This is a genomic window from Affinirhizobium lemnae (assembly GCF_022968395.1).
GTDB classification, from domain to species: Bacteria; Pseudomonadota; Alphaproteobacteria; order Rhizobiales; family Rhizobiaceae; genus Neorhizobium; species Neorhizobium lemnae.
The window spans coordinates 28762-54100 of record NZ_JALJQZ010000028.1 but is presented as its reverse complement, the minus strand read 5'-3'; the positions used below and the strand labels follow the sequence as shown (position 1 = coordinate 54100).

The window sequence follows — 25339 nt, the reverse complement described above, 5'->3', positions numbered from 1 at the left end:
GAGAAGACTGATCCCGACCAATTTGACCTGGCGCTGGAAGACCTGGAGACGGCTATGGCCGTGATCCATGCCGAGGACGGCGTCAAACGCATTCGCGAACTCTATCGGATCGAGGCCGAGCTACGGGGCCTTGATCTGGAGACTCGTCTTAACGGGCGACAGGAGCGGTCAACACCACTGGTCGCCGACATGCAGACCTGGCTCGTCCATCACCGTGCCCGTGTCGCAACAAAGTCGCCGCTCGGCGAGGCACTGGCCTACATCGCCAAATACTGGGATGGACGGAAGCTCTTCCTGACCGACAGCCGCATCGAGATCGACACGGATGTTGTTGAACAGCCCCTTTCTCAGCTTTTTTGTGGTTTAGCTGGCCTATCTCTCCAGGCTACGACCTTGGCCGCGTAGGCTGCCTCCGCCTGTGCAACGAGCTCCATCTCTCGATGTCGGATTTTCTTGATCCAAAAATCGCGGGCGGGCCCAACCGCCCCATGTGCTTTGGCAGCGCCGGCACGCAATTCAAGCTTGCGCATCTTCATGGCAACAAAGGCGGGCCGAGCCCATCTGTAGGGAGCCTCCTTGGTCAGCAACTGCCAGATCAGATTTGCGATCTTGCGCGCCGTGGCGACCGCCGCGACGTTGAGGCCTTTGCGGTCCTTGATCCGGAGAAAGAAGGCACGCAGCGGCCCCGGAACCGACGCCACCGACCAGGCAGCTTCAATCAGCATCGTTCTGGCAATCGCGTTTCCCTGTTTCGAGATGCAGCCATGGATTGCGCCGCGATCGCCGGACTGGCGCACCCGTGGGGTCAAGCCGAAGTAGCTCGCAAGCCGGTCAGGCGTCGGGAACCGAGAGATGTCACCAATGGCGGCTATCACCGCCGTGGCAACCACGGAATTTATTCCGGCGATTGTCATCAGTTTACGCGTGCGACTGTCGTCAAGCGCAATTCGAGCCATGGAACCATCCAGCTTTTCAAGCTTGCCCTTCAGCCAGTCCAGTTCATCGAGATGGCGGGCGAGGAGGTCGCGCTCTGCCTTGGGCAACGGGGCCGTCGAAGCTTCTGCCCAAAGGCCACCACAGCGTCGTAATCCAGTTCCACCCGAATTCTTCGCTGACCTTGCCCTGGTCAAGAACCGCGACCTGCGCAAAACTTCGATGCACATCCATTCCGATCGACCGCATTCCAAATCCTCCATGTTGTTGATGGGGGAGTGCGCGGGCTGTGCGACATCTACCGATACGCGCTCACAGCGCAGACGGGATAGTCGCAGGGGCGGCCAGATAACAACGCGAGCTCGCAGCTCAAAGTCAATTCGGCCTGCCCGCTTCTTCGCACTCCGACGCCCCTGTCCCGACAAGACAATTCTAACATGACAGGATAGAATCTGCCGAGCGTTCCTGGGACGCCGATGGCAACATGCCCGTAATAGTGTCGAGCGGACAATCCGGCCGATTGCGCTGAACCGGAAGAACGCGCTCTTTGCGGGCCACGATGCTGGAGCGGAGAACTGGGCCACCATCGCCTCGCTCATTGAGATTTGCTTATGCCGCGCGCGGCATAAGCAGGTTTATGCCGACCGGCGAACTATACCGATTAATTACTTTTGCCAACGTTTCCGGCACCATAGCGGCCGTCTAATCGGCATAGCTTAGGGTCTCTCCGTCGTAATTGACGCGAAGGAGAGGACATATGAATGCAACTGACTATTAGAATCGCAGCACCCTATACCGGAAGCTGGTCTACGGCCCGTATCGGGAGTTTGCACGCGTTTACGCCGCCAAAATGTCGAACGAAGGTTCGGGTCGGCACTGCACGTGGCGCTCGCTAAGCCTGTTTCGGGATCTGATGGACTGGCATGTTGGTAATGGACCTGCTCCGCAGGATTTAAGCGAGATTCACGTCGACAGCTTTCTTGAGGATCGTTTCAAACACTGGAAGCCCGACTCGGGCGATGGATCGGTGCTCCGCCGCTTGCTTTCGGCGTTACGGGAGAAAGGTTTAATAACAGCCGCACTTCCGATTCTGCGCAGTGAACACGAGAAGATCGTCGAAGTATTCGGGCAATATCTCTCGACGGAGAGAGGATTCGCTGCTGCGACAGTGGGGCACCACAAGCTTCGGTTCCTGCGATTTCTCCGGGAAGTATGTCCTGCCGGCGCAGACGGGTTTGCAACGCTCACCCCGGAGATCGTCATCGGTTATGTCGAGCGACATGCGCTTGACGGTTCGGCCGACAGTGGCAAAGCCATGTGCGGGGTTGTGCGCGCCTTTCTGCGTTACTTGCATCTGAAGGGCTTCATTTCGACGGCGTTGGCCGATTGCGTGCCGTCCATCCGCCGCTGGCGACTTACCGGCCTTCCAACATTCCTGCCGCCAGAGAAGGTCCAGAAGGTTCTCGATGCCTGTGATCGGACGACGGCAATTGCCAATCGGAACTATGCGGTTCTGATGATCCTGGCCAAGCTCGGTTTGCGCGCCAGCGAAGTTGCCACCCTCAATCTTGACGACATCGACTGGCACTCGGGTACGATCCTCGTACACGGAAAGGGGCGGCGGCAAGCGACTATGCCGCTACGTCACGATGTCGGAACAGCTATCGTGGCCTATATCCGGCATGGGCGACCCGCTTCGTCGTGTCGGCGGGTCTTCTTGCGAACTCTTGCGCCGCACGTCGGTTTTGCCTCCGGCTGCGCCAGCTCGCGGATTGCAAAGCAAGCACTCGAACGGGCAGGCATTGACGGCTATGCGCATCACGGTGCCCATCTTTTCCACCACAGCCTCGCGACGATCTTTTGCGGTCAGGCGCCAGCTTTGCGGAGATCGGCCAATTTCTCCGCCATCGAAGCATCGACAGTACAAGAATCTATGCCAAGCTCGATATCGAGAAGCTGCGTGAACTGAGCCTGCCCTGGCCGGGAGGTGTCCAATGAGCCAGCTTCGCACCGCGCTTGAGCGCTACATCGGCATACGCCAAGGGCTGGGATACAAATATGAAGGTCCGGCAAAACGATTGTCAGAGTTCGTCGCTTTCATGGAAGCCCGCAGCGCCGAGACCGTCACGACGGACCTTGCAATGGAGTGGGTCACCTCAATGGGCCGGCAGCCGAGTTGGTCCATCCGCCTGGTTGACGTGCGCTGCTTTGCCCAGCACTTGGCTCATTTCGATCCTCTGACAGAAGTACTACCAAGTGACGTTGTACCGTCGGCACGGCGCTCTAGCTTTGGAGGCTCAACACGTTGTCCCTGCTTAGCCCGATGCGACTGATTGGTGTTTTTGATTTTAGGCTGCCGTGTGGACGATACCAATTGTACATGTGTGTCCATTCTGGGAGGTGGGCTTTGCGGTGTTCTGACGAAGGATAGGCACAGGCATAGGCCCATTCGCCTCGGTCAGGCAGGCGTCGACAAAGCAAGCCATAGCGGTTTTCCATCCCCCCGAATCCTGTCGAACCAAGTGGATCATCAGCAGACAAATCTGGCGAGAGGCTTTTTCATCAGCCTGCTAAAAACGGCTTGATCAAATCGGATATTCTAACGGACGGTCTCACCCGCTCAAAGGAGCAGCAACATCATATAGGGGATGTGAGCGTCTGGATCTCTATCCTGAGCGCAGACCCTGAGCCGCTTACAGACAGAAGTGTGCTCTCCAGCGGAATTGCGGCGCCGTCGAAGGTGTCCAATTCATAACGCCCTGTTTCAGTTTCGACGGTCACTTGACCGGAAACGCAAAAGATGAACTCAGTGGCCTCGTTGCGCCGCCCGGTGAAGGGAAGCCTCAGGCGCTCGACTCGGTGCGTCCACCTAGTACGTCTGGTCATGACGTTGAGATCGATAACTGTTCCGCCTAGCAATTTTGCCGATGTTGCGACATCCGCCGGAAAGTGGTGGGGCTTGGAAGCATGAGTGAGAGCTAGCCTTTCCCCGGCAATCTCAAGCTCCATGCCCTCGCCGGATAGAATGGTCAGCGTCCGGTCGATATCGGCGAATGACGAAAAGGGGCCATCGCTGGCAACCGTTGCCATACTGATACGCCATTTGAAATCGGCCAGACTTGCATCTTTGGGAAAGACGGCGATTTCCGCCGTCTCCCCGCCACCATTCTTCCAGGGCATGCGCTTGTAGTCGGCAGCCTTGAAGATCTTCATCTCAGTTGCCCAGAATGCCGGGCAGGCGCAAACCCTTCTCAGTCGCGCAGTCGAGCGCGATGTCGTAGCCTGCATCCGCATGACGCATGACGCCGGTTGCCGGATCGTTCCACAGCACGCGCTTCAGCCGGCGGGCGGCATCATCCGTGCCGTCAGCGCAGATTACCATGCCGGAATGCTGGCTGAAGCCCATGCCTACGCCGCCGCCATGGTGCAGCGATACCCAGGTCGCACCGGATGCGCAGTTCAGCAGAGCGTTCAGCAGCGGCCAGTCCGAGACAGCGTCAGACCCGTCCTTCATCGCTTCGGTCTCACGGTTTGGCGAAGAGACCGAACCTGAATCGAGATGGTCGCGACCGATGACGACCGGCGCCTTCAACTCGCCATTGCGCACCATTTCGTTGAAGGCAAGGCCCAGCTTGTGGCGGTCGCCAAGGCCGACCCAGCATATGCGAGCCGGCAGGCCCTGGAAGGCAATGCGCTCGCGCGCCATGTCCAGCCAGTTGTGCAGGTGCTTGTTGTCGGGAAGCAACTCCTTCACCTTGGCATCGGTCTTGTAGATATCTTCCGGATTGCCGGAAAGGGCGGCCCAACGGAACGGGCCAATGCCGCGGCAGAACAGCGGGCGGATATAGGCAGGAACGAAGCCGGGGAAGGCAAAGGCGTTCTCGAAACCTTCTTCCTTCGCAACCTGACGGATGTTGTTGCCATAATCCAGTGTCGGGATGCCCATGTTCCAGAAGTCGACCATGGCCTGTACATGCACCTTCATCGAAGCGCGGGCGGCTGCCTCGACAGCCTTCGGATCACTCTCCTGTTTGGCGCGCCATTCGGCAACCGTCCAGCCAGCTGGGAGATAGCCGTGGATCGGGTCATGCGCTGATGTCTGGTCGGTCACGATGTCCGGCTTAACACCACGACGCACCAGTTCCGGGAAAATGTCCGCGGCGTTGCCGAGGAGACCGACGGACTTTGCCTCGCCTGCCTTTGTCCACTGATCGATCAGGGCCAGCGCTTCATCCAGCGTGCGCGCCTTGGCGTCGACATAGCGGGTGCGCAGGCGAAAATCGATGCGGGTTTCATCGCACTCCACCGCAAGGCAGCAGGCACCGGCCATGACGGCTGCGAGAGGCTGTGCGCCCCCCATTCCGCCGAGGCCGCCGGTGAGGATCCACTTGCCCTTCAGGTTGCCGTTGTAGTGCTGGCGACCGGCCTCCACAAAGGTCTCGTATGTGCCCTGCACGATCCCCTGCGTGCCGATGTAGATCCACGAGCCAGCGGTCATCTGGCCGTACATGGCAAGACCTCGTCTATCCAGCTCGTTGAAATGGTCCCAGGTGGCCCAGTGTGGTACGAGGTTGGAGTTCGCAATGAGAACCCGGGGCGCATCCTTATGGGTGCGGAATACACCGACCGGCTTGCCGGACTGAACAATCAGTGTTTCTTCTTCCGTCAGCGTCTTCAATGTCTCGACGATCTTGTCGAAATCGTTCCAGGTGCGGGCCGCACGGCCAATGCCGCCGTAGACGACCAGATCATGCGGGCGCTCCGCGACATCCGGATCCAGGTTGTTCATGAGCATGCGAAGCGGCGCCTCTGTCATCCAGCTCTTGGCGGACAGTTCAGTTCCGGTGGCGGCGCGCACGTCGCGAATGTTATGACGCGGATTTGTCATGATCGTGTTCCCTCAGTTCTTGAGATCGAGCGCGATGGCTTCGATTGTGGTGAGAATAGTCTTCAGATGCACACGTAACCGTTCGGCCTTCTGCTGGTCATAGGCAAAGGGTGGCGCTTCCCTTTGCAGATGCGTGATCTGCGCCAGTTCCATCTGGATGGCGTGCACGCCGTGCTCCGGTTTTCCGTAATGCCGCGTCGTCCAGCCGCCCTTGAAACGGCCGTTCAAGACATGGGTGTAGCCTTCTGCGCCTGCCGAAACATCCTTGGCGGCCGCTTCAATGCGTGCATCGCAGGTACGACCTGAATCCGTGCCGATATTGAAGTCAGGTAGATTGCCATCGAACAGGAAGGGAATGAGCGAGCGTATGGAGTGGCAATCATAAAGCACTGCAACGCCGTGGATTGCCTTCACGCGCTCGATCTCTGCCGCAAGGGCAGCGTGGTAGGGCGCGTGAAAATCTGCCAGAGCAAGACGGATATCTGCCTCGGTAGGCTCTTCGCCTTGCCTCCAGATCGCCTTGCCGTCAAAATCCGTGCTGGGCACCAGATCCGTCGTGTTCTGGCCCGGATAAAGGCTGTGGCCCGATGGGTCACGGTTCGCATCGATCACGTATCGATGGAAGGTGGTCCGCACCGTGGTCGCATCGGGCAACAGTCCGGCATAGAGCTCATGAATGTGCCAGTCGGTGTCCGCCAACAGCTTTCCGTTGTCATTCAATCTGTCCCAAATGTTCGAGGGAACATCCGTGCCCGTATGAGGAAAGGCCAGAACGACGGGCGATGTGCCTTGCCTGACTTCGAAGACTTCGCTCATCTCAACCCTCCAGACCAGGGAGCAGCCCGTTCGAAACGCTGGCAGTCAAAGCACCGCTGGCGACAAGCCGTCCGGCAGCGTCCAGATCCGGCGCCATGTAACGGTCTTCCTCCAGCGTCGGAACGACAGCGCGCAGGGCGAAAATTGCCTTTGTGAGTTCTGGGCTCGTGATGAGCGGAGCGCGGAACTCGACCCCTTGGGCTGCCGTCAATGCCTCAATGCCGATGATGGAGAAAAGATTGTCCGTCATCTGCAGCAGTCGGCGCGCACCATGGCAGGCCATGGAGACGTGATCTTCCTGATTGGCAGAGGTTGGTGTGGAATCGACCGATGCCGGATGAGACATCTGCTTGTTTTCGCTCATCAGGGCGGCAGAGGTGACTTCCGCAATCATGAGACCCGAATTCAGGCCGGGCTTCTTTGCCAGGAATGCCGGAAGACCGTAAGACAGAGCAGGATCGACCAGCAGAGCGATACGGCGCTGGGCAATCGCGCCGATTTCGCAGATGGCAATTGCGATCTGATCGGCTGCGAAGGCAACCGGCTCCGCATGAAAATTACCGCCCGAAACAACACTGTCGTCAGACAGGACAAGTGGGTTGTCGGTTACGGCGTTGGCCTCGATTTCCAGAGTGCGGCCAGCCATGCGCAGAAGATCCAGGCAAGCGCCATCGACCTGAGGCTGGCACCGAATGCAATAGGGGTCCTGAACGCGCTCATCGCCCTCGAGGTGGCTCTGGCGAATAACCGAGCCGTCGAGCAGACCGCGAAGGGCCGCCGCCGTGTCGATCTGCCCCTTGTGGCCCCGCAGCGTATGAATATCTTCCGTGAAGGGTGCGGAGGAGCCCATGGCCGCATCGGTCGAGAGGGCGCCTGTGATCAGCGCCGCCTGTGCCGCGCGGTGCGCACGGAACAGGCCGGTAAGCGCCAGCGCCGTCGAAGCCTGCGTACCGTTGATCAGCGCCAGACCTTCCTTGGCAGCAAGCACCACCGGCGTCAGACCGGCGCGTTTCAGGGCTTCCGCGCCGGAAAGGCGCTCACCCTGGAAGAAGGCTTCCGCTTCCCCCATCATCACCGCTGCCATATGGGCAAGCGGAGCGAGATCACCGGAGGCGCCGACGGAGCCCTTTTCCGGAATCAATGGCGTAACGCCTTTCTCCAGCATGCCTTCGATCAGGCGTACCAGTTCCAGCCGCACGCCGGACGCGCCGCGCCCCAACGAAATCAGCTTCAGCGCCATGATCAGGCGGACGATGTTTTCCGGCAGGGCAGCGCCAACGCCGCAGCAATGCGAGAGGATGAGGTTGCGCTGAAGCGTGGCCGTATCGGCTGCGTCAATCTTGATAGATGCCAGTTTGCCGAAACCGGTATTGATGCCGTAGACTGGCTCATTGCCGGCCGCGATTGCCGCAATGCGTGCGGCAGCCTTCGCAATACGAGCATCGAAACTACGATCCAGCACAGCGCTCTCGCCATTCCAGTAAATGCGTGAAAGATCCGCAAGGCTAACATTGCCAGGGTGAAGAGTAATCGTCATCAGAATGCTCCTGTCGGCGATGAAGCGAATGTCTCGCCTTTGAAAATGCGTGCGTGAATTGGATTGAAGCCCATGCGATAGACCAGCTCGGCCGGTCGCTCGACGGACCAGATCGTAAAGTCAGCCGACTTCCCGACAGCGAGCGTGCCGGTTTTATCGGTAAGGCCAAGCGCCTTTGCTGCCTCGCGCGTGACACCGGCCAAGCATTCCTCGACGGTCATGCCGAAAAGCGTCGCGCCCATATTCATGGTCATCAGCAATGAGGTGAGGGGGGAAGTTCCGGGGTTGCTGTCGGTTGCGAGCGCTATAGAGGCACCTGCGCGTCTCAGAGCATCAACCGGCGGCAACTGCTTTTCTCGCAATGTGTAGAAGGCTCCGGGCAACAGGACGGCAACAGTGCCAGCTCGGGCGAGAGCCGCAGCATCCTCATCCGCGAGATATTCCAGATGATCTGCCGACAGCGCCCCGTATGAAGCGGCCAGCCTCGCACCCTTCAGATCGGAAAGTTGCTCGGCATGCAGCTTGACGGCTAAGCCCAGACGCTTTGCCTCATCAAACACAAGCGCAATTTCATCCGGCGAGAAGGCAATGCCTTCGCAGAAGCCATCCACCGCATCCACCAGACCTTCCGCATGGGCAGCACGAAGTCCTGGGATAACGACGTCCTTAATGTAATCTGCCTTGCGGTCCTTGTATTCCGGCGGCGTTGCGTGCGCAGCAAGCCATGTTGTGAGAATGCGGACGGGACGAAGCTCTGCCAGCCGCCGCGCCGCGCGCAACATGTTCAACTCACCCTCGATCGTGAGAGCGTAGCCGGACTTGATCTCAACAGTCGAAACGCCTTCTGCGATCAGCGTATCTAGCCTCGGCAGAGCCTGATCAGCCAGCTGTTCTACGCTCAGGGCGCGGGTAGCCTTGACGGATGAAATGATCCCACCGCCAGCCTTGGCAATGTCCTCGTAGCTTGCGCCCGCCAGTCGCATTTCGAATTCCATGGCGCGGTTGCCGCCATAGATGAGGTGGGTATGGCAATCGATGAAAGAGGGGAGGATCCAGCGACCGCCGCAGTCTACGGCATTGGTCCTGTCAAATGCAGGGGCGTTTTCGCGTGAGCCGACATAGTCGATGACGCCATTTCGAACGATGATGACACCGTCATCGATCGTGTCGGCCTGCGGGACCATGCTGGAGAGCCGGGCATTCACCCAGATTTTATTATCCGTCGCCGACCCTGATGTCTCGTTTCTCGTCATGGCTCCACCTTCCCGATTGCCTATAATGTATATACATGATAATTCTCTTCGCAAGAGACAAAATTGAAAAACCTGATCCGGAGGAATTGAAGATGCGCACTGCCATTCACGCGAAAAGGGCGCTCTTGCCGCAGGGCTGGGCCAGCGATGTGCGCATCGAAGTGGCGTATGGCCAGATACATTCAGTCGCGTCCGGCGTGACTGCCCAGACGGATGATGAGACATGCAATCTGCTTTTGCCTGCGGTTCCAAACCTGCACAGTCATGCGTTTCAGCGCGCCATGGCCGGGCTTGCAGAGGTGAGGGGCCCAGGAGACGATTCGTTCTGGAGCTGGCGCACCCTGATGTACCGGTTCGCGCTCTCGATGAGCCCGGATCAGGTCGAGGCGGTGGCTGCGCAGCTCTACATGGAAATGCTTGAAGCGGGCTTCAGTCGTGTCGGTGAATTTCACTATCTGCATCACGACAAAGACGGCCAGCACTATGCGAATATCGCCGAAATGGCCGAGCGGGTTGCCGCTGCAAGCGCGGATGCTGGGATATCACTAACCTTGCTGCCCGTATTTTATGCGCATTCCGGTTTCGGTGGCGCAGCGCCGAGCGAAGGTCAGCGCCGTTTCATTCATGATCTGGAGGCATTCAACCGGCAGATGGAGGCGTGCCGGACGCTTATCGAAAGCCTGCCGAACGGACAACTCGGCATAGCGCCCCATAGTCTGCGCGCTGCAACTCCAGATGAACTCACAGCTCTTGTGCCCCTTGCAAAGCAGGGTCCAATCCACATTCATGTGTCGGAGCAGGTGAAGGAAGTCGAAGACTGCAAGGAGTCACTCGGTGCCCGGCCGGTGGAATGGCTGCTGCATAATATGCCGGTTGACGAGCGCTGGTGCCTCATTCACGCAACACATATGCTGGAGGCGGAAACCGTCGAGATGGCGAAGCGAGGCGCGATTGCCGGTCTCTGCCCGATCACCGAGGCAAATCTGGGTGACGGCATTTTCGATGGCGTCCGGTTCCGCTCTGCTGGAGGCAGATGGGGGGTAGGCTCGGATTCAAACGTTCTCATCTCGGTCGCTCAGGAACTTCGCCAGCTTGAATATTCTCAGCGCCTTGGGCTTCGCTCCCGCAACGCGCTGACGGATCCTGGTCGTTCCACCGGCAGGGCGCTCTTTGAAGAAGCGGCGCGCGGCGGTGCACGCGCATTGAACGCAGCGGCCTCGATACAGGCTGGCTCAGACGCTGACTTTATCTCTTTGGATGTATCTTCTGTTCCTCATTTGTCAGATGACCAAATTCTCGATAGTTGGATATTTGCTGAAACTGTTACCGTGGATTGTGTCTGGTCCGCCGGTCGAAAAATGGTCGAGCAGGGGCGCCATATTCATCGCGACCGGATCGATAATCGCTTCCGTCGGGCAATGCAGGAACTGATGAGCCAATGAAGACCGAAAAGGACGGAACGCTCCACAATCGTATCCTTGGCGATATCGAACGTCGCATTCTGTCCGGAGAGTGGCCGCCGGGCCACCGTCTGCCATTCGAGGTGGATCTGGCGGAGCAGTACGGCTGCTCGCGTATGACCGCGAACAAGGTGCTGACGCAGCTTGCGCGTGCCGGAATGATCGAGCGTCGAAAGAAGTCCGGCAGCTTCGTGTCGCAGCCTGTGGCTCAGGCGGCTGTCTTGCAGATTCACGACATCGAGGCCGAAGTTAAATCGCTGCGACAACACTACAGCTATCGTCTGCTCGCTCGCAGCAGAAGAGCGGCGACGGAGGCGGATCGTCAACGTATCGACGTCGAACCTGGGACAGAGCTTCTGGATCTTACCTGCCTTCATGAGGCGGATGGCAAGCCCTTCTGTCTTGAGCAGCGGTTGATCAACCTCAATTGCGTTCCGGAAGCCGCCGATGAAGATTTCTCCCGATCGGCAGCAGGCCCCTGGCTGGTCAGCCGAGTTCCGTGGAATGCGGCGGAGCATCGAATTGAAGCCGTCTCCGCCAATGCGGAACTGGCCAAGATGTTGCAAATTGCGAGACAGACAGCATGCCTTGTCATTTGCCGACGTACCTGGGGCTCTGATGGTCCGGTCACGGCCGTCAGGCTGACCTATCCGGGCGAGCGTCACACGCTGGTCGCCCGATTTGAACCGGGCGAAGCCGAGCGAGGTTAAATCGCCGGTATGGAAAACGTTTTCTCAAGTCGGTCCTGATTTCCCTATGATTTTGACAGTATTATTTCTCGGCTGACGATGCGCTCGCAATTGGCGCGAAAATCGTCGTCTAGCATCTTCCCGAGTAGACCGCAGCCTGCGACAGAACAGTTACAGTGCGCGCTCCCAGGAATCCGAGGAGGCCGTCTTGCCCCCGCGTCGGCAAACACCGTTACTCATCATGGCTGAAACGCTTTCGACGATCACAAGCCGCCACAAATGTGTCATAAGAACGTGGCCAGGGCTTGTTTCCGCATGTTTGCAACGATCTGAAGTGATGAGATCCACCAAAAAGACCCCAAAACTGCGGGAAAGCAAAGCACCATCATTGCTGAGGCAGCTTGCAGGCGTGCCGGACAAATTGTTCTCCGGCTCTTTTCGCCAGCAATATGCCGCTCTCTGTTTTCGCCGCACCGCTGATGGGAAGAGCGTCGAGATCGTCGTTGTGACGACACGTGACAGCGGTCGCTGGGTCATCCCCAAGGGCTGGCCGATGAAGAAAAAGAAGCCGCATGAGGCTGCAGCCATCGAAGCATGGGAAGAGGCGGGCGTTCGGGGCGATGTCAGGAAGAAGCCGATAGGGCGCTATACCTATCTGAAGCTTCTCGATGACGGAAATGTCGTACCCTGTGTCGTGGATGTCTTCCAGATAGAAGTGACGGAGATGCGCGAGCAATTCAAGGAAAAGGGCGAGCGCCACATTGCCTGGGTTAGCCCGGATGAAGCGGCGCGGCGCATTCGCGAGATCGAGTTGAAATCGCTTCTGGTCGAGTTTCAGCCCAAGCGATCAAAGCCCAGGAAGCCCGTTTCTGATTGATCGGCTCAGATCTTTGCCGTCTTTCTGAATTCTTCCACGCTCGTACGTGCCGCCGCAGCGAGAAGCCGCACGTCGTTGCTGACGGTCAGCAGATCGAACTTCCAACCGGTCGCCTGGGCGGCATAGGATGCTGAGCCGCAATGCAAGGCGGCGCGAATTCCGGCCGCATGTGCGGCCTCCCGGATTTTCACGATGGCGTCGATCAATTGCGGCTCGGTTCTATCGAAACCGGTGCGATAGGTCCGCCCCGTCAGAGCGAGCGCAAGGTCGGCCGGACCGATGTACAGCCCATCCAGTCCCGGCGTTGATGCGATTTCTTCCATATTGTCAAAACCCTTGCGGGTTTCGATCATGGCGAAGCACAATACTTCCTCGTCTGCCCGCTCGCCATAATCGGCGCCTGCCGAAAAGACTGCGCGTGAAGGGCCGAAGCTGCGCACGCCTGTCGGGGGATAGCGAACGTAGGAAACCAATCTCTCGGCATCCTCTCGCGTTTCGATCATGGGGCAGATGATGCCATAGGCGCCAGCATCGAGAATACGCATGATTTCGACAGGATCGAGCCAGGCTACTCTGGCCATGGGCACGACGCCAGAGGCACTCATAGCCTGCATCATTCCAAGGCTGGTCATGAAGTCTACCATGCCGTGTTGCATATCTATCGTCAGGCTGTCATAGCCCTGCGCCGCCATGACTTCGGCCGTGAACGGACACGCGAACGAAAGCCACCCGTTGAGCACCGGTTGACCTGCCGCCCACAATTGCCTGATCCGGTTCGCGCGCATGTTACGCCTTCCTAACTCTCATGAATCCGCATTTTTAGATGGAACGTGCCTGTCCTGTTCGGCCTCGTCCACAATATAATCTGGAAATCGCGTGCGTATTTCGTGCACGATTGATAGCGTCCCAGACAGATGTTCACGCAAGGCACTGACCGCTCCCTCGACGTCGGAACGCCTGACAGCCTGAGCAATTGCTTTGTGATCGCCGATCAGAGACTGCAGTTTTCCAGGCATAGGAAGGTTCAAACGCCGCAGACGATCGAGGTGGACCGATTGCGCCCTCACAACATCCCACAGGCGGTCGATCCCGGTTTGCAGGTAAAGTACGCGGTGAAAAGCACGATCCAGGTCTTCGAACCGGCCATAGGTCTCAGGTTCGGCAAATCGCTCCTGAAGCGCAATGAGTTCATCCAGTTGATCGGCGGTTGCCGTTGAGTTTTTGACTGTCAAACGCCGCAATGCTTCGGCTTCGATCGATAGTCTCAGAAACTGGGCCTGCCGCGCGTGGCCGATATCGATTCGCGAAACACGCGTCGCATATTGCGGGAAGATGTCGATCAATCCCTCTTCCTTCAGGTGCAGCAACGCGTCTCGAACAGGTGTCTGGCTGACCGCGAACTCGTTCTGGAGAGTATGTCTGGACACAGGCTGTCCCGGTTCCAGTTCCAGAGACAGAATGCGTTCCCGCAAGATATCGAGGATCTGCACCGCCACTTGGCGGGATCTGTCCAGCACCGGTTCTCGCGTTTTTGCCATACACCCTCCTGCCGCCCACCGGACTATAGATCGAAACAGAATTTGATGCACTGATGTTTTAGTGTATTAGTGTAGAGACGGGCGAGGTGGAGGATCCTTCCCGTGCGCAATCAGGAGAATTTGCCATGCGGGAACGGAAGAAGCCGGAAGATTTGAGGTCTGCACGCTGGTTTACGCCAGATGATTTACGCAGCTTCGGCCACCGCTCGCGCATGATGCAGCTTGGCTACGGGGAAGAAGACTTCGCCAATCGACCTATCATTGGCGTTCTGAACACCTGGTCTGAACTCAACACCTGCCACGCACACTTTCGCGAGCGTGTTCAGGATGTGAAGCGCGGTGTCCTCCAAGCTGGTGCATTTGCCGTCGAACTGCCATCGCTTTCGGTCGATGAAAGCTTCATCAAGCCGACTTCCATGCTCTATCGTAATCTGCTCGCCATAGAGACCGAGGAGATGATCCGCTGTCATCCGCTGGATGGCGTCGTGCTGATGGGTGGTTGCGACAAGACCACGCCGGGTCTGGTCATGGGCGCGATTTCTGCTGGCGTTCCAATGATCTATCTTCCGGCGGGCCCAATGCTGCGTGGCAACTATGCGGGTAAACCGCTTGGGTCCGGTTCCGATGCGTGGAAATATTGGGACGAGCGCCGTGCAGGCAATATTTCTGATGCGGAATGGCTCGGTATTCAGGGCGGTATCGCTCGCTCCGCCGGAACCTGCATGACGATGGGGACCGCTTCCACGATGACGGCCATAGCCGATGCCATGGGGCTTACACTGCCCGGCGCCTCCTCGATTCCAGCGGTCGATTCTGAGCATCAGCGCATGTCGGCAGCCTGTGGGCGCCGGATCGTGGAAATGGTATGGGAGGATCTGACGCCGGATCAAATCATAACCGAGGCCGCTTGCCGCAACGCCGCCGTCGTCGCCATGGCAACCGGCTGTTCCACCAATGCCGTCGTCCATCTCATCGCTATGGCGAGACGTGCAGGCATCAATCTGACGCTGGATGATCTGGACGCTCTGGGACGCATAACCCCGCTCATCGCCAATGTGAGGCCATCCGGCAAGGATTACCTGATGGAGGATTTCTACTATGCGGGCGGGCTGAGGGCGCTCATGAAGCAGATGGAAGATCGCCTCGATTTATCGGCACTCACCGTTACCGGCAAGACGATGGGGGAGAACCTGCAAGGTGCGAAGGTCTATAATGCGGATGTGATCCGGCCGCTCTCCAATCCTGTCTACGAGGAAGGGTCGCTCGCCGTGCTGCGGGGCAATTTGTGCCCGGATGGCGCAGTCATCAAGCCTGCTGCATGTGATCCCAAATTCCATGTGCACCAGGGTCCGGCCCTGGTTTTCGATAGCTATCCTGAGATGAAGAAGGCGGTGGACAACGAGAACCTGGAGATAACGCCGGACCATGTAATGGTGCTGCGAAATGCCGGTCCGCATGGTGGTCCCGGCTTCCCGGAATGGGGCATGCTGCCGATACCAAAGGCCCTAATCAAACAGGGCCATCGCGACATGCTTAGAATTTCGGATGCCAGAATGTCTGGCACATCCTATGGCGCTTGTGTGCTCCATGTTGCCCCGGAAAGCTATATCGGCGGCCCGCTCGCGCTGTTGAAGACAGGAGATATTGTCCGGCTCGATCTCCCCAATCGCCGTCTTGATATGCTGGTCGACGAGGGTGAACTTGCGAAAAGAAAGGCGGCCTGGGTCGCGCCTGCGCCCCGGTTCGAGAGAGGCTACGGCCATATCTTTCTCCAGCATGTCACTCAGGCCGATAAAGGCTGCGATTTCGATTTTCTGGAAACCGATTTTGGACGTTCGGCAGGCGAACCTGAGATTTACTGAAAAGGGTCTGGCCGTTGTGGTTCCCGTCAGCATGTTGAGCAATGGATTAAGCTTGTTGGTCATTGGTCTGCGGTGATTATGTCGGGCGGGGCAATGGGTTGGCCTATCGCATTGAAGCGATAGGAACCTTCGGTCTGCGGCAAAGGATGTTCGCGATGGAAAGCCTCAAGATACGGCATCAGTTGAGCGACCATTGTCCGCGCCGTCAACTCTTTATCACTTTCGGATGCAGCCAGCCTCTCGCAGATTTCGGCAAGGACCGCCTCTCTATCGATCAATGTGACTTTGCCGCCATCCACCACACGTCTGCCATCAATGAACACCTGATCGACTGCATCCTTCGTGGCACGATGCAGCACTGCTTCGCTGATTGGCGTTTGCGCATCAATGAAGGGGCGCGCCACCCGGCTGCGGCGTAAGAGCACAATGTCTGCCCGTTGGCCGGGTTCCAGCCGCCCGACACTGCCGCCGTAACCAGCCGTTTTTGCACCATGTTCACTGGCCATTTGCAGCACCGCTGCTGCATCGGGCCGGTCGTTCCAAAGACTTGTGTCGCGGTGCAAGGCCCAGACCAGTTTCATCTCCAGCAGCATGTCGCGATCATCGGTTATGTTGGATTGATCGATGCCGAGAGCTACGGCAATCTTGCGTTGGCGCATGGCATTGACGGGTGCAATGCCGCTTCCTAGCCGCAAGCCCGAGCTGGCATTGTGGCAAATGCAGCAGCCGTGGTCTGCTATCAGGTCCAGGTCCCGCGGCGTGGTCCAGTTACCATGGCCAATGGTGAGTTCCGGCCCCAGACAACCAATATCGTGCAGGTGTTCTACGGCTGAGCAGCCATATTGCGAGCGGGCAAAAGCCGCCTGCCGCTCTGTTTCCAAAAGATGCATGTGAATGTTGCAGCCAGCCTCGCGGGCGGTGGCAAAAATCGTTTGCAGGCTTTCATCGCTGCACCAGTGTAGGTTGGCCGGTGCCAGATGATGGCGCACGAAGGCCCCGTTGCGACCTTGCCATTTACTGCGGCTGGCCTTGAAGAAATCCATATAGTCCGCGGTCGGCACATTTGCGGCCGCCAACTGCGGCTCTAGCCAGTAGCGGATGTCGGCGGGCAATGTTGCCAGCACCTCGGCATCCGAACGGTAGGTCAGGATATTGCGGTCGCGCATCATGAAGGAATAACCAACCCGCATGCCGATCTCTTGATAGGCACCTAGCACGGCGTCCGTCGCACGATCCCAATCGTCTGGCATGCCGCTCAACCCACTGGCAATGTGATGCACGGTGGTAGTGCCGCTTTCCAGCATTTCAATGGCGGAGTAAAGCGTATCGAGGCGCGCACCAACGGATCGCATCGCCCGAAAACGCGGCAGCCATAGCTCCAGCGGCGCAAAGCCCACGCCCATCATCAGCGGTGTCACACCAAAATGATGATGGCTATTGACCAGACCGGGCATTGCAATCATCTCAGACGAGCCAAACCTCGGCAGGCTGTCACGGCCATACCCCACAGCGGCCAATGGGCCAATCTGGGCAATCATGCCGTTTTCAACACGAATACCCACATCATGGCGCAGATGCATGTTCCCGTTGCCATCCAGCCCGCACAAGACGGTGCCTGCTTCAACAATGCAATCTGTTTGCGCAAGATCTGCCGTCATGCCGTGTAATCTCCAATCAATCCCAGCCTGCGTGCGCAAGCGACGCGGTAGAGCGGATCGCCATAGAGCGCCATTTCCTGATGGGCAGAAAAGGCAATACTGATATCATGCTCATCAAAGCTTTGGCGCGCCGCCGCGTGGATATCCACCCATTCGGGCGCGGCAATTGCGCGCCAGCGCTCAACTACCTCGTCTCTTGGCAAAGTGGGAAAACCCAATTCCGGCAGAAGTGCTGCAATTGCCTGCCAGAATACCCGAAGCATCGTGTTCAGCACCGTCTGGTCGCAATAAGGGGCAATCAGCCGGATCCAGTGCAGGCCGGTGACCACATGGAGAGCGGCGAAATGCTGGGTTGCGGCAAACAGTCGAATGGCCACGTCGGCCATCCTCCCCATGGTGTCTGGCCCTATCTCCAGCCAATCCACAACCGGTGCGAATTCCGCAAGCGCGGTAGAGTCACGAATATTTTGCCAGAGAAGTTCATGCAGCTGCAAATCGTGCAATGGCGCTATGGCTGCCGTTAACGCCAGCACCTGGGCCGGGTCATCTGTCACTGGCTTTGCGCCGCGGCTGGGCGGAAGCGGCAGATAGGTGGCGGCCCAATAGGCCAGAGCAATGCCCACATCCTGCTTGTTGTCTCTCAACACACCATAGGCAGTGCGCATCAACGCATGAAAGGCGCTGGCGGCTATTCCCGGAGCCAACACCGGCAGAGTGATGCGCAAGGCTTGCGCTATGCCAAGGGCTTCCACCTCAGCCATGAAAAACGCGCGCAAGTCTGGTTCGCGGGCGCGAATGCCAAGGGCAGTTTGCCATGTCTGCGCATTCAGCGGGACCTGCGTAGAACCTGCGGGCAAGAGCTTTTTGGACCGGCGATAATGATCGAAGAAGCGACGCATCTCTCGGGGTGTACCACCAATGCGCTGAAGCGCTGCCAGTACCATGGGCGCGTGATTGGCAAAGGTGTGCTCAAACTCCGAGCCCCAAAGCGGCATTTCGGCCAGCAGCGTATCAGCCTCTGATGAGGGAATAGCAATCGCCATTAATGAATCTCCTGCGCCGTTCGACCCTGTGGTGAGGGCGTGTCTTGAGTCAGTTGAAGCTGTGCCGCATCCAGCAGAGGCAACCTGATCCGGCAATGACCTGCCTGGCTTGTGCGTATAGAGAGTGTTGTGACCAGCGCATCGGAAATCCCGGCCTGCTGAGGCGGCAGTCCGGTGCCGGGATTGATCGGAAAGGCCGGAAAGGCGGACGCCTGCAAAGACAGCCGTAGTCTGAAGCCTGCGGGTATCGTCATTGTGGTGAACCGAAGCGCCACCTTGATATTCGCCTCTGCTCCATCTGGCTGATGCCAGTGGCCGCTTGCGAGTGCAATGACCTCGAAGTCCGGCGTCACCATGGACAGCACGAGATGAAGATCAAAACTTAGCTGGTCGCAACTGAGATCAAGGCTGATCTCAGTTGCGCCGCACAGCATCACTGTAGAGATCAGCGGCGGTGACGTGTAGACGGCGACATCGCCGCGATCATCCACCGCGCTACGCTTGGCATAGCCGTAAGGTGCACCGAGGTGCAGGCCACAGGCTGGAGCTGGCCGCCATGGATCATGGACGATGTAATCCACAGCCGCATGTCCGGGCCTATCTGCCAGAATACCGTCTTCACTGGTGGGGCAAGCCCTGCCCCCAGAGCCAAGATACAGTGTGGCGAACTGGGCCTCTGGCAGAGCGGAAAAGTTGCGCCAGTCCCTGATGCCGCAATCATACAGGCGTACGGGCGCAAGCGGGTTTTCATGACCCTTCAAAACCGAATCGAAGAAACCGACAATCTCTTGATCCACACCCTGCGCGGCTTTGGCACCACAATCCAGAGCGCCAGACCTGCGGCCCCAGGGGATATGCGCCCATGGTCCGATCATCAGCCGTTGCTGCGTGCTGTTCTCTGAAAAAGCCCGATAGGCCGCCAGCGTTCCTTCCAGCATGATGTCATGCCAGCCTCCAATATGGAGCACCGGCAAGTCGGGGATGATGCCGTCCAACGCAGCGTTGGGAGAGAGACGCAGCCAGTAGGCCGGATCATCGGCAACCCAGTCACGATAGTGGCTGTACGCGGCGCCGCGTTCCAGCAGTGGCGGTGTCACAAGCCGTTCTTCCTTTGGCGCAAAGCCCGCCAGCAATGCGGCGGCCATATCGTACGCGCCATCTCGCGTCGCATTCTCAACCGCCATCTGCCGCGCCCATTCACGCGCGTCAGCAAGACGAAATGCATTGCCCTCATAGGCCCAATGATTGCGGACATTCCAGGCCGCCATTACTGTTACCATGGCATCCGGGCGGCGGGTGCCAGCGCGAATGGCACCTGCCAGGCCGAGAAACTGGTTCATCGCGTGGTAGCTGAAGCCATAGGTTGCTACCTGCCCATTGCCACAATCAAGATCAGCGGCAAACGTCAGCGTGGCCGCGCCATCGGCTGCCTCATCTTCGAGTACACGAAAACGCCCGCCAGACGTACCGCGCCCGCGAACATCCTGTACCACCACAATGTAACCTTGTGCGGCATACCAAGCCGGATGCGCCAGCACCACGGTGGAGGCAACCCTACGACCATAGGGCAGGCGCAGCACCAGCACCGGAAAGCGACCTGGACCAACCGGGCGATAGACATCCGCGACGAGACCAACGCCATCCGCCATGGTCATCGTGATCGTTTGGGGCGCTTGTACTGACAGCATCAGCTTTTCCTTTGAGAAAAAGCCGAGTGTGGCACCAATCTGCCTAGATCGAAGGCGGCAGTTGCCTCGATAAGCTCCAGAAGCCCTTTGGCTGCCCGCTCCAGCACTGCCTCGCCTTTGGCAGCGGTGGCAGCGCTCGCATTGCCGCAGACACCTGCCGCGTGCAGATCCTGCGCCTGCCAGCCAAAGCCAACCGCACCTTCCGCGGTCAGGGGGCTTCCGGCCTGCTCTATTTCTACCGTCAGCGGTGAGAAATCCTCGGCCTTGCTCATGTCAACCAGTTGCGGGGCAATGGCGAGCATCATGCTGGTTTCAATATCGCCGCCATGAATGCCGTGCTGCATTTCAGCAGCGTTAAACAGATCGTCAACGGGGGTGACCCGAAACCAGCTACAGGCAACCGCGAGTATGCCAAGTTCGATGCGGATATCGCGACAGACAATATCCATCAACGCCATTTGCCCGCCGTGGGAATTGAAAAGCAGGATGCGCTTTGCCCCCGCCCGGGCAACGCTACGGGCCATGTCCAGCCAGACTTGACGCAGCGTTTCCAAGCCTATTGTCAGTGTTCCGGCAAAGGCCAGATGCTCATCCGACTTACCCATGCAAATGGCTGGCAAAATCAGCACATCGGCGTCACGCGGCAATCGGGCGACAAGCCTGTCAAGAATGGCACGATTGATGAAGGAATCGACGCCCACCGGCAAATGAGGCCCGTGCTGTTCCACCGCAGCGACCGGCAAAATGATGACGGTACGAGCAAAGTCCCGCTCCGCGATGGTAGGCGATGAGTAATCTGCCCAATAAAAGGAATGGCTCATGACATCCTCAGCCTACGTTTTGGAGTCTCAAGGTTGGTTTTCAAAAAGCCATCCTCAAAATCATCTGCCACCGGCAGGTCTTGCGATTTGTAGCCAAGAAGAGCAGGCAGCAGCGTCATTTCCGTATCCAGCAGCAAGCGCCGCTCCACACCGCGCACAAGGCGCGGCAAAGCATGACGATGGCCGCTTATGGAGGTGGAATGCGGTCCGTGACTGACGGCACTTGCACTGTTGAAGGCAAAAATGCGCTGCACCCAGTCATCGGCCTGATCCTTGGGCAGGAAGGCATAGTGCCGATCCAGATAGGGCATTTGCGCCAGACGCGCATCGTCCTCACCGTCTGGCGGTGTGAAGCAATCACCCCACAGCCTGACACGATCCGCTATCCTTGAAAGCTCGCGGCGTTTGCTCAAATTCACGGTAAGGCCTGTGGCCAGAAGCAGATGGTCGAACTCCAGGGACCCGTGCGGCGTTTCAACCAGCACGCTTTCAGGCTTCTCGGCGACAGATAACCAAGGCGTAGCCGGTCTGAGGGTGAAGCCGGGCATGACGAGCGCAGTTTGAAAACTGCGCACTGGCGGCGGCTGATCGTTCTTGACGAAATAGCGCGCGATTTGCCAGCGGGTTAGGTCCGACAGATCTGGAAAATGCGTCATCAGTGCCGGGTTTTCCAGAGCCCGGTGCGGGTTTGTACGAGGCAATCTGGACCGGCGGAAACAAAGATCGACGGATGCCGCTCCTGCCTCAAGTGCTTTAATGGCATTGTCAAAAGCAGAGGCACCATGGCCGAGAATGCCAATACGTTTGCCGTTCAGGGCCGCAAAATCCACCGGACCATTGGTGTGGTTATAGCGCGAGGGCGAAAGATGATCCGAAATGAAGGATGGTACATGCCAGCCGCCTGCGCCATCCATGCCGGTTGCCAAAACCACTGTTCTCGCTAACTTTTTCGAAACCTTGTCCTTTTCTAGCAGCGTCAAGGCAATGAAATCGCCGTCTGGTGCGATATCTACCACTTCAATGCCGTTCGAAATCCTGATCTCGAAGACCTGGGCATACCAGTCGAGATAATCTTTCCAATCGGTACGAGGGATCCGTGCCGTTGTCTCCCATGCTTGCGCCCCGTAGCGTGTTTCAAACCAGCGACGTACGGACAGGTTGGGAACGTTAAATTCGGTTCCAATCGTTGTTTTTGGTGTGCGCAATTCTTCCATACGGGCGAAGGTTTTCCACGGACCTTCTTGCCCGGGTGCAGCGGCATCGAGAACTGATACCCTGTCCACCCCGTCCCATTTCAATTGGGCAGCAATGGTTACACCGGATTGGCCGCCGCCAATGATGGCCACATCATCCAGGGTTGGGTCGTCGTGGCCTATTGGAGTAAGCCACCGTGCCGCAGGATAGCCCAGCTGTGATAAATCTTGACGTGCTTTTTCCGTCAATATATCAATCTCTGATTGTGTTTGTACGCAAGATTGGGGCATGACATTTCTCCTCGGGGAATCCTTACTATTGCTCGCGCTGAAAATGTCCGCGCAGCAACCGCTTTCGGCGGTAAAGTTCACTCAGCAGCAAGATGATTGCCGTTAGGCAAAGCACGACCACTTGCATTGCGTTCAGATCGGGCTTCAACTCGCGGCGAAATTGCGAGGCGACAACCAGAGACAGGGGTTGGGTGCGACCGGCCAGAAACATCGAAATGGTAAGATCGGCCAGCGACAGAATTACGCCAATCGAGTAAGCCGCCCCAATTGCACCCTTGATTTGCGGGAGCGTGACCTTGCGAAAACTCTGCCATGGTGTGGCGCCCAGATCGCGTGCGGCCTCTTCTAGCCGACGATCAAGTCTGATGACGACAGCGGCAATAATGGTGGTGGTAAAAGGAATGGCCACAAGTGTTTGTGCGACAATCAAAGTCACGGCATTCCGCCCAAGCCCCGTCCAACTCAGCAACATGGCTTGCGCAATCGACAAAACGGTTTTTGGTACCAGAAAAGGCAGGACAATCAGCACAATGAAGCCGGTACGCCAGCGCAAGGCCGGTGATGCCAACGCAAGTGCCGCCGCAAGCCCAATAAGCGCCGATAGAATACCAACCGGTTGTGAAACGAGAAAGCTGGTGATGAAGGCATCGTGAAAAGCCCCGTTATCCGCCAGCGCTTGATACCATTCGAGAGTGAAGCCACTCAAAGGAAAAGCCATCAGGCTCGATGCATTGAACGAGAATATCGCCAGAACTACAATTGGTAGATAGAAGAAGCTGACGGCCAGTAGCAACGTCGAGCGGGAGAAACTGTTCATTGCAACCCTCTTTGTAACACAGCGCGTGCACCCTTCAGACGCAGTAAAAGCCAAGCCATAGCGCTTGCGCAGCCAAAGAGGACCATTAGGAGACTAAGCGCGAGGGCCGAGGCCAGCGGCCAGTCAAAAGCGGTGCCAAACAGATTGTCGATCAGAGCCATCGGCGTTGAACCTGATGTACCGCCCAGCATGGAGGGCGTGAGCATATCGCCAGCCGCCAGCGCAAATACCGCAAACAGGCCCACCGCAAGCCCAGGCGTGGTGAGCGGCAGAGTCACCTTGAAGAAGGCCTCGATCGGACGGGCACCTAGATCACGCGCTGCTTCAATCAGCCTCCTGTCAACCAGTTCGGCAGAAATCCAGATGGGCAAAACCATGAAGGGTAGAGTATTGTAGACGAGCACCAGATACGTGGTGAACGGCGTAAACAGCAGGAATTTCAAAGGCTCGTCAATCAGGCCAATACCTTTCAGCAGTGCATTGACCAGCCCCTCGGAGCCGAGCAAAACACGCCATGCATAGATGCGTACAATTTCGCCAGTATAAAGCGGTGTCAGCAGAACGACGCCGGCCAGACTTTTTGCGTTTCGTGACAGCGAGGCAATGGCCAGCGCCACCGGATAACCAAGACATGCCGTCAGCACAGCCGTCACCGAACCGTAAAGCACGGCTTTGCCAATCAGTAGGCCAAAAATCGGCTTTGTAGCCATCTGCAGCCAATTGCCGCCGGAAAAATCCGGCACCATCACAAATGCATCCATATCCACAGTGAAAAAACTGAACACCAGTAGCAAGGCAAGCGGAAGCACACAGCCGATAATCAGGAGTAGTGCTACAGGCACAGCAAGCGTTGCGCGGCTCAATACAGGGTTCATGTGTCAACCCTCGTGATGAAGCATGAAGGCTGATTGATCTGCAGCATCACCGCATCACCTGGATTAAGCAGTAGTTTGTCTTCAAAGACCAACAGAATGCCTTCTGCTTCAGCCTCTATGAGATAATGATCGCCTTTGAACACGATGTGGCGCACCGTGGCTTTAAAACTAGGTTGATTATTCCACAGAGATGGTTCCACCACCTGAACATGATCGGGCCGTAGCACGAAAATGGCAGTTTGCCCCACACTCAGCCCCTCGACGCAAGGGGCCTCTAAGATACCCAGCGATGTGCGCAAACTGGCGCTAGTCGCACCTTCCGCCAGCCCAATGACTTCACCAGAAATCAGAGTGGCAGACCCAATGAAATCTGCAACAAAGGCATTGGCCGGGCGGGCGTAGAGAGTGGCAGGATCATCCCTTTGCACAATTCGCCCTCGGTTCATTACCACAATCAGGTCCGAAAGGGCGAAGGCCTCCTCTTGGTCGTGCGTGACACAGACAAACGCAATGCCCAGCCGCCGCTGCAGATCTTTCAGCTCGATTTGCAGATGGCTGCGCATTTTGCGATCAAGGGCAGACAGAGGCTCATCCAGCAACAGCAGGTGTGGCTCAGCAATAATGGCACGGGCCACGGCAACCCGCTGTTGCTGACCGCCGGAAAGCTGATGGGGGTAGCGATCGGCAAAATCAGCCATATGCACGGTTTCAAGAGCGCGTCTCACACGCGGTCCTGGATCTGGCGATCTGCGGCGTAGTGTCAATGAGAAAGCGACATTTTCAAATACAGTGAGATGCGGAAACAGGGCGTAGCTTTGAAACACCGTGTTTACGGGCCGCCTCTCTGGCGGCACATCCAGAAGCGGCTTGCCATCGAGGATGATTGAGCCTGCATCCGGCCTTTCAAAGCCCGCAATTATCCGCAGCATAGTTGTCTTGCCGCATCCAGATGGACCCAGAAAGGTCGTAAACGCCCTTTCTGGAATATCGAGGTCAACCCCATCCACCGCCCGGCTTCGGCCATAATCTTTGACCAGCCCCCTTGCCGATAGCAGCAGCGGCGTGGTTATCTGCGACCGTGCGGATACTCTGCTGTCCAT

The 25339-nt window shown here is 57.8% G+C and carries 20 protein-coding genes and 4 pseudogenes; 7 read left to right on the top strand and 17 right to left on the bottom strand.

What is annotated here, in order from left to right; genetic code table 11:
* Positions 1–69: 69 nt before the first annotated feature.
* Positions 70–345: pseudogene (locus MUU53_RS16300) on the top strand (IS66 family transposase); the annotation flags it as partial.
* 2 nt (positions 346–347) lie between these two features.
* On the opposite strand, the pseudogene MUU53_RS16295 reads toward MUU53_RS16300, so the two are convergent.
* Positions 348–1055, bottom strand: a pseudogene (locus MUU53_RS16295) (transposase); the annotation flags it as partial.
* A gap of 322 nt (positions 1056–1377) precedes the next feature.
* Here MUU53_RS16295 and MUU53_RS16290 point away from each other — a divergent pair.
* Positions 1378–1653 (top strand): annotated as a pseudogene (locus MUU53_RS16290) (IS66 family transposase); the annotation flags it as partial.
* Between the two features lie 193 nt (positions 1654–1846).
* On the top strand, positions 1847–2902 hold the full coding sequence (locus MUU53_RS16285) for a tyrosine-type recombinase/integrase (RefSeq protein WP_247261837.1): 1056 nt from the start codon (positions 1847–1849) through the stop codon (positions 2900–2902).
* Positions 2903–3216: 314 nt separating this feature from the next.
* Here MUU53_RS16285 and MUU53_RS16280 read toward each other — a convergent pair.
* The 6 genes and pseudogenes from MUU53_RS16280 to hutI all read right to left on the bottom strand — a co-directional run.
* A pseudogene (locus tag MUU53_RS16280) lies at positions 3217–3384 on the bottom strand (integrase core domain-containing protein); the annotation flags it as partial.
* Between the two features lie 186 nt (positions 3385–3570).
* The gene (locus tag MUU53_RS16275) at positions 3571–4146 is read right to left on the bottom strand and encodes a HutD/Ves family protein (RefSeq protein WP_247261836.1); all 576 of its coding nucleotides are present in this window, start codon (positions 4144–4146) and stop codon (positions 3571–3573) included.
* Between the two features lies 1 nt (position 4147).
* Positions 4148–5821: a urocanate hydratase gene (gene hutU / locus MUU53_RS16270; protein WP_247261835.1), complete on the bottom strand. Its 1674-nt coding sequence runs from the start codon at positions 5819–5821 to the stop codon at positions 4148–4150.
* Positions 5822–5833: 12 nt separating this feature from the next.
* The gene (gene hutG / locus MUU53_RS16265) at positions 5834–6637 is read right to left on the bottom strand and encodes an N-formylglutamate deformylase (protein WP_247261834.1); all 804 of its coding nucleotides are present in this window, start codon (positions 6635–6637) and stop codon (positions 5834–5836) included.
* Position 6638: 1 nt separating this feature from the next.
* The gene (gene hutH, locus MUU53_RS16260; protein WP_247261833.1) at positions 6639–8174 is read right to left on the bottom strand and encodes a histidine ammonia-lyase; all 1536 of its coding nucleotides are present in this window, start codon (positions 8172–8174) and stop codon (positions 6639–6641) included.
* Positions 8174–9427: an imidazolonepropionase gene (hutI, locus tag MUU53_RS16255; RefSeq protein ID WP_247261832.1), complete on the bottom strand. Its 1254-nt coding sequence runs from the start codon at positions 9425–9427 to the stop codon at positions 8174–8176. Before hutI ends, hutH begins: the two co-directional genes overlap by 1 nt.
* A gap of 92 nt (positions 9428–9519) precedes the next feature.
* On the opposite strand from hutI, the gene MUU53_RS16250 reads away from it, so the two are divergent.
* From MUU53_RS16250 to MUU53_RS16240, 3 genes are all read left to right on the top strand, one after another.
* Positions 9520–10869, top strand: coding sequence for a formimidoylglutamate deiminase (locus MUU53_RS16250; RefSeq protein ID WP_247261831.1), 1350 nt, complete (start codon positions 9520–9522; stop codon positions 10867–10869).
* A complete protein-coding gene (hutC, locus tag MUU53_RS16245) occupies positions 10866–11597 on the top strand; it encodes a histidine utilization repressor (protein ID WP_247261830.1) in 732 nt (243 codons plus the stop codon). The genes MUU53_RS16250 and hutC overlap by 4 nt, the downstream gene beginning before the upstream one ends.
* Before the next feature lie 316 nt (positions 11598–11913).
* Positions 11914–12453, top strand: coding sequence for an NUDIX hydrolase (locus MUU53_RS16240; protein ID WP_247261829.1), 540 nt, complete (start codon positions 11914–11916; stop codon positions 12451–12453).
* A 5-nt stretch (positions 12454–12458) separates the two neighbouring features.
* On the opposite strand, the gene MUU53_RS16235 is transcribed toward MUU53_RS16240, so the two are convergent.
* Both MUU53_RS16235 and MUU53_RS16230 read right to left on the bottom strand, forming a co-directional pair.
* Entirely contained in the window at positions 12459–13238 is a 780-nt protein-coding gene (locus tag MUU53_RS16235; protein ID WP_247261828.1) for an HpcH/HpaI aldolase family protein, read from the bottom strand.
* 18 nt (positions 13239–13256) lie between these two features.
* Positions 13257–13991 (bottom strand): GntR family transcriptional regulator, encoded by a 735-nt coding sequence (locus tag MUU53_RS16230; RefSeq protein WP_247261827.1) that lies wholly within the window; start codon positions 13989–13991, stop codon positions 13257–13259.
* A gap of 125 nt (positions 13992–14116) precedes the next feature.
* Between MUU53_RS16230 and araD the strand changes: the two genes are divergently transcribed.
* Positions 14117–15853: an L-arabinonate dehydratase gene (gene araD / locus MUU53_RS16225; RefSeq protein ID WP_247261826.1), complete on the top strand. Its 1737-nt coding sequence runs from the start codon at positions 14117–14119 to the stop codon at positions 15851–15853.
* Positions 15854–15912: 59 nt separating this feature from the next.
* On the opposite strand, the gene MUU53_RS16220 is transcribed toward araD, so the two are convergent.
* Genes MUU53_RS16220 through MUU53_RS16185 form a run of 8 tightly spaced genes read right to left on the bottom strand, consistent with a single transcriptional unit; the run spans position 15913 to position 25339 of the window.
* A complete protein-coding gene (locus tag MUU53_RS16220) occupies positions 15913–17511 on the bottom strand; it encodes an amidohydrolase family protein (protein WP_247261825.1) in 1599 nt (532 codons plus the stop codon).
* Positions 17508–18554, bottom strand: a complete 1047-nt coding sequence (locus tag MUU53_RS16215; RefSeq protein WP_247261824.1) for a questin oxidase family protein — start codon at positions 18552–18554, stop codon at positions 17508–17510. The genes MUU53_RS16220 and MUU53_RS16215 overlap by 4 nt, the downstream gene beginning before the upstream one ends.
* On the bottom strand, positions 18554–20242 hold the full coding sequence (locus MUU53_RS16210; RefSeq protein WP_247261823.1) for a CocE/NonD family hydrolase: 1689 nt from the start codon (positions 20240–20242) through the stop codon (positions 18554–18556). The genes MUU53_RS16215 and MUU53_RS16210 overlap by 1 nt, the downstream gene beginning before the upstream one ends.
* Positions 20242–21063 (bottom strand): creatininase family protein, encoded by an 822-nt coding sequence (locus MUU53_RS16205; protein ID WP_247261822.1) that lies wholly within the window; start codon positions 21061–21063, stop codon positions 20242–20244. Before MUU53_RS16205 ends, MUU53_RS16210 begins: the two co-directional genes overlap by 1 nt.
* On the bottom strand, positions 21060–22628 hold the full coding sequence (locus tag MUU53_RS16200; RefSeq protein WP_247261821.1) for an FAD/NAD(P)-binding protein: 1569 nt from the start codon (positions 22626–22628) through the stop codon (positions 21060–21062). Before MUU53_RS16200 ends, MUU53_RS16205 begins: the two co-directional genes overlap by 4 nt.
* On the bottom strand, positions 22573–23364 hold the full coding sequence (locus tag MUU53_RS16195) for an ABC transporter permease (RefSeq protein ID WP_247261820.1): 792 nt from the start codon (positions 23362–23364) through the stop codon (positions 22573–22575). Before MUU53_RS16195 ends, MUU53_RS16200 begins: the two co-directional genes overlap by 56 nt.
* A complete protein-coding gene (locus tag MUU53_RS16190) occupies positions 23361–24239 on the bottom strand; it encodes an ABC transporter permease (RefSeq protein ID WP_247261819.1) in 879 nt (292 codons plus the stop codon). Before MUU53_RS16190 ends, MUU53_RS16195 begins: the two co-directional genes overlap by 4 nt.
* Positions 24236–25339, bottom strand: a complete 1104-nt coding sequence (locus MUU53_RS16185; protein WP_247261818.1) for an ABC transporter ATP-binding protein — start codon at positions 25337–25339, stop codon at positions 24236–24238. The genes MUU53_RS16190 and MUU53_RS16185 overlap by 4 nt, the downstream gene beginning before the upstream one ends.

Bases quoted from the DNA above. Each gene is read 5' to 3' on its own strand.
- MUU53_RS16285 (WP_247261837.1), top strand. From the start codon at position 1,847: ATGGACTGGCATGTTGGTAATGGACCTGCTCCGCAGGATTTAAGCGAG.
- MUU53_RS16275 (WP_247261836.1), bottom strand. From the start codon at position 4,146: ATGAAGATCTTCAAGGCTGCCGACTACAAGCGCATGCCCTGGAAGAAT.
- hutU (WP_247261835.1), bottom strand. From the start codon at position 5,821: ATGACAAATCCGCGTCATAACATTCGCGACGTGCGCGCCGCCACCGGA.
- hutG (WP_247261834.1), bottom strand. From the start codon at position 6,637: ATGAGCGAAGTCTTCGAAGTCAGGCAAGGCACATCGCCCGTCGTTCTG.
- hutH (WP_247261833.1), bottom strand. From the start codon at position 8,174: ATGACGATTACTCTTCACCCTGGCAATGTTAGCCTTGCGGATCTTTCA.
- hutI (WP_247261832.1), bottom strand. From the start codon at position 9,427: ATGACGAGAAACGAGACATCAGGGTCGGCGACGGATAATAAAATCTGG.
- MUU53_RS16250 (WP_247261831.1), top strand. From the start codon at position 9,520: ATGCGCACTGCCATTCACGCGAAAAGGGCGCTCTTGCCGCAGGGCTGG.
- hutC (WP_247261830.1), top strand. From the start codon at position 10,866: ATGAAGACCGAAAAGGACGGAACGCTCCACAATCGTATCCTTGGCGAT.
- MUU53_RS16240 (WP_247261829.1), top strand. From the start codon at position 11,914: ATGAGATCCACCAAAAAGACCCCAAAACTGCGGGAAAGCAAAGCACCA.
- MUU53_RS16235 (WP_247261828.1), bottom strand. From the start codon at position 13,238: ATGCGCGCGAACCGGATCAGGCAATTGTGGGCGGCAGGTCAACCGGTG.
- MUU53_RS16230 (WP_247261827.1), bottom strand. From the start codon at position 13,991: ATGGCAAAAACGCGAGAACCGGTGCTGGACAGATCCCGCCAAGTGGCG.
- araD (WP_247261826.1), top strand. From the start codon at position 14,117: ATGCGGGAACGGAAGAAGCCGGAAGATTTGAGGTCTGCACGCTGGTTT.
- MUU53_RS16220 (WP_247261825.1), bottom strand. From the start codon at position 17,511: ATGACGGCAGATCTTGCGCAAACAGATTGCATTGTTGAAGCAGGCACC.
- MUU53_RS16215 (WP_247261824.1), bottom strand. From the start codon at position 18,554: ATGGCGATTGCTATTCCCTCATCAGAGGCTGATACGCTGCTGGCCGAA.
- MUU53_RS16210 (WP_247261823.1), bottom strand. From the start codon at position 20,242: ATGCTGTCAGTACAAGCGCCCCAAACGATCACGATGACCATGGCGGAT.
- MUU53_RS16205 (WP_247261822.1), bottom strand. From the start codon at position 21,063: ATGAGCCATTCCTTTTATTGGGCAGATTACTCATCGCCTACCATCGCG.
- MUU53_RS16195 (WP_247261820.1), bottom strand. From the start codon at position 23,364: ATGAACAGTTTCTCCCGCTCGACGTTGCTACTGGCCGTCAGCTTCTTC.
- MUU53_RS16190 (WP_247261819.1), bottom strand. From the start codon at position 24,239: ATGAACCCTGTATTGAGCCGCGCAACGCTTGCTGTGCCTGTAGCACTA.
- MUU53_RS16185 (WP_247261818.1), bottom strand. From the start codon at position 25,339: ATGGACAGCAGAGTATCCGCACGGTCGCAGATAACCACGCCGCTGCTG.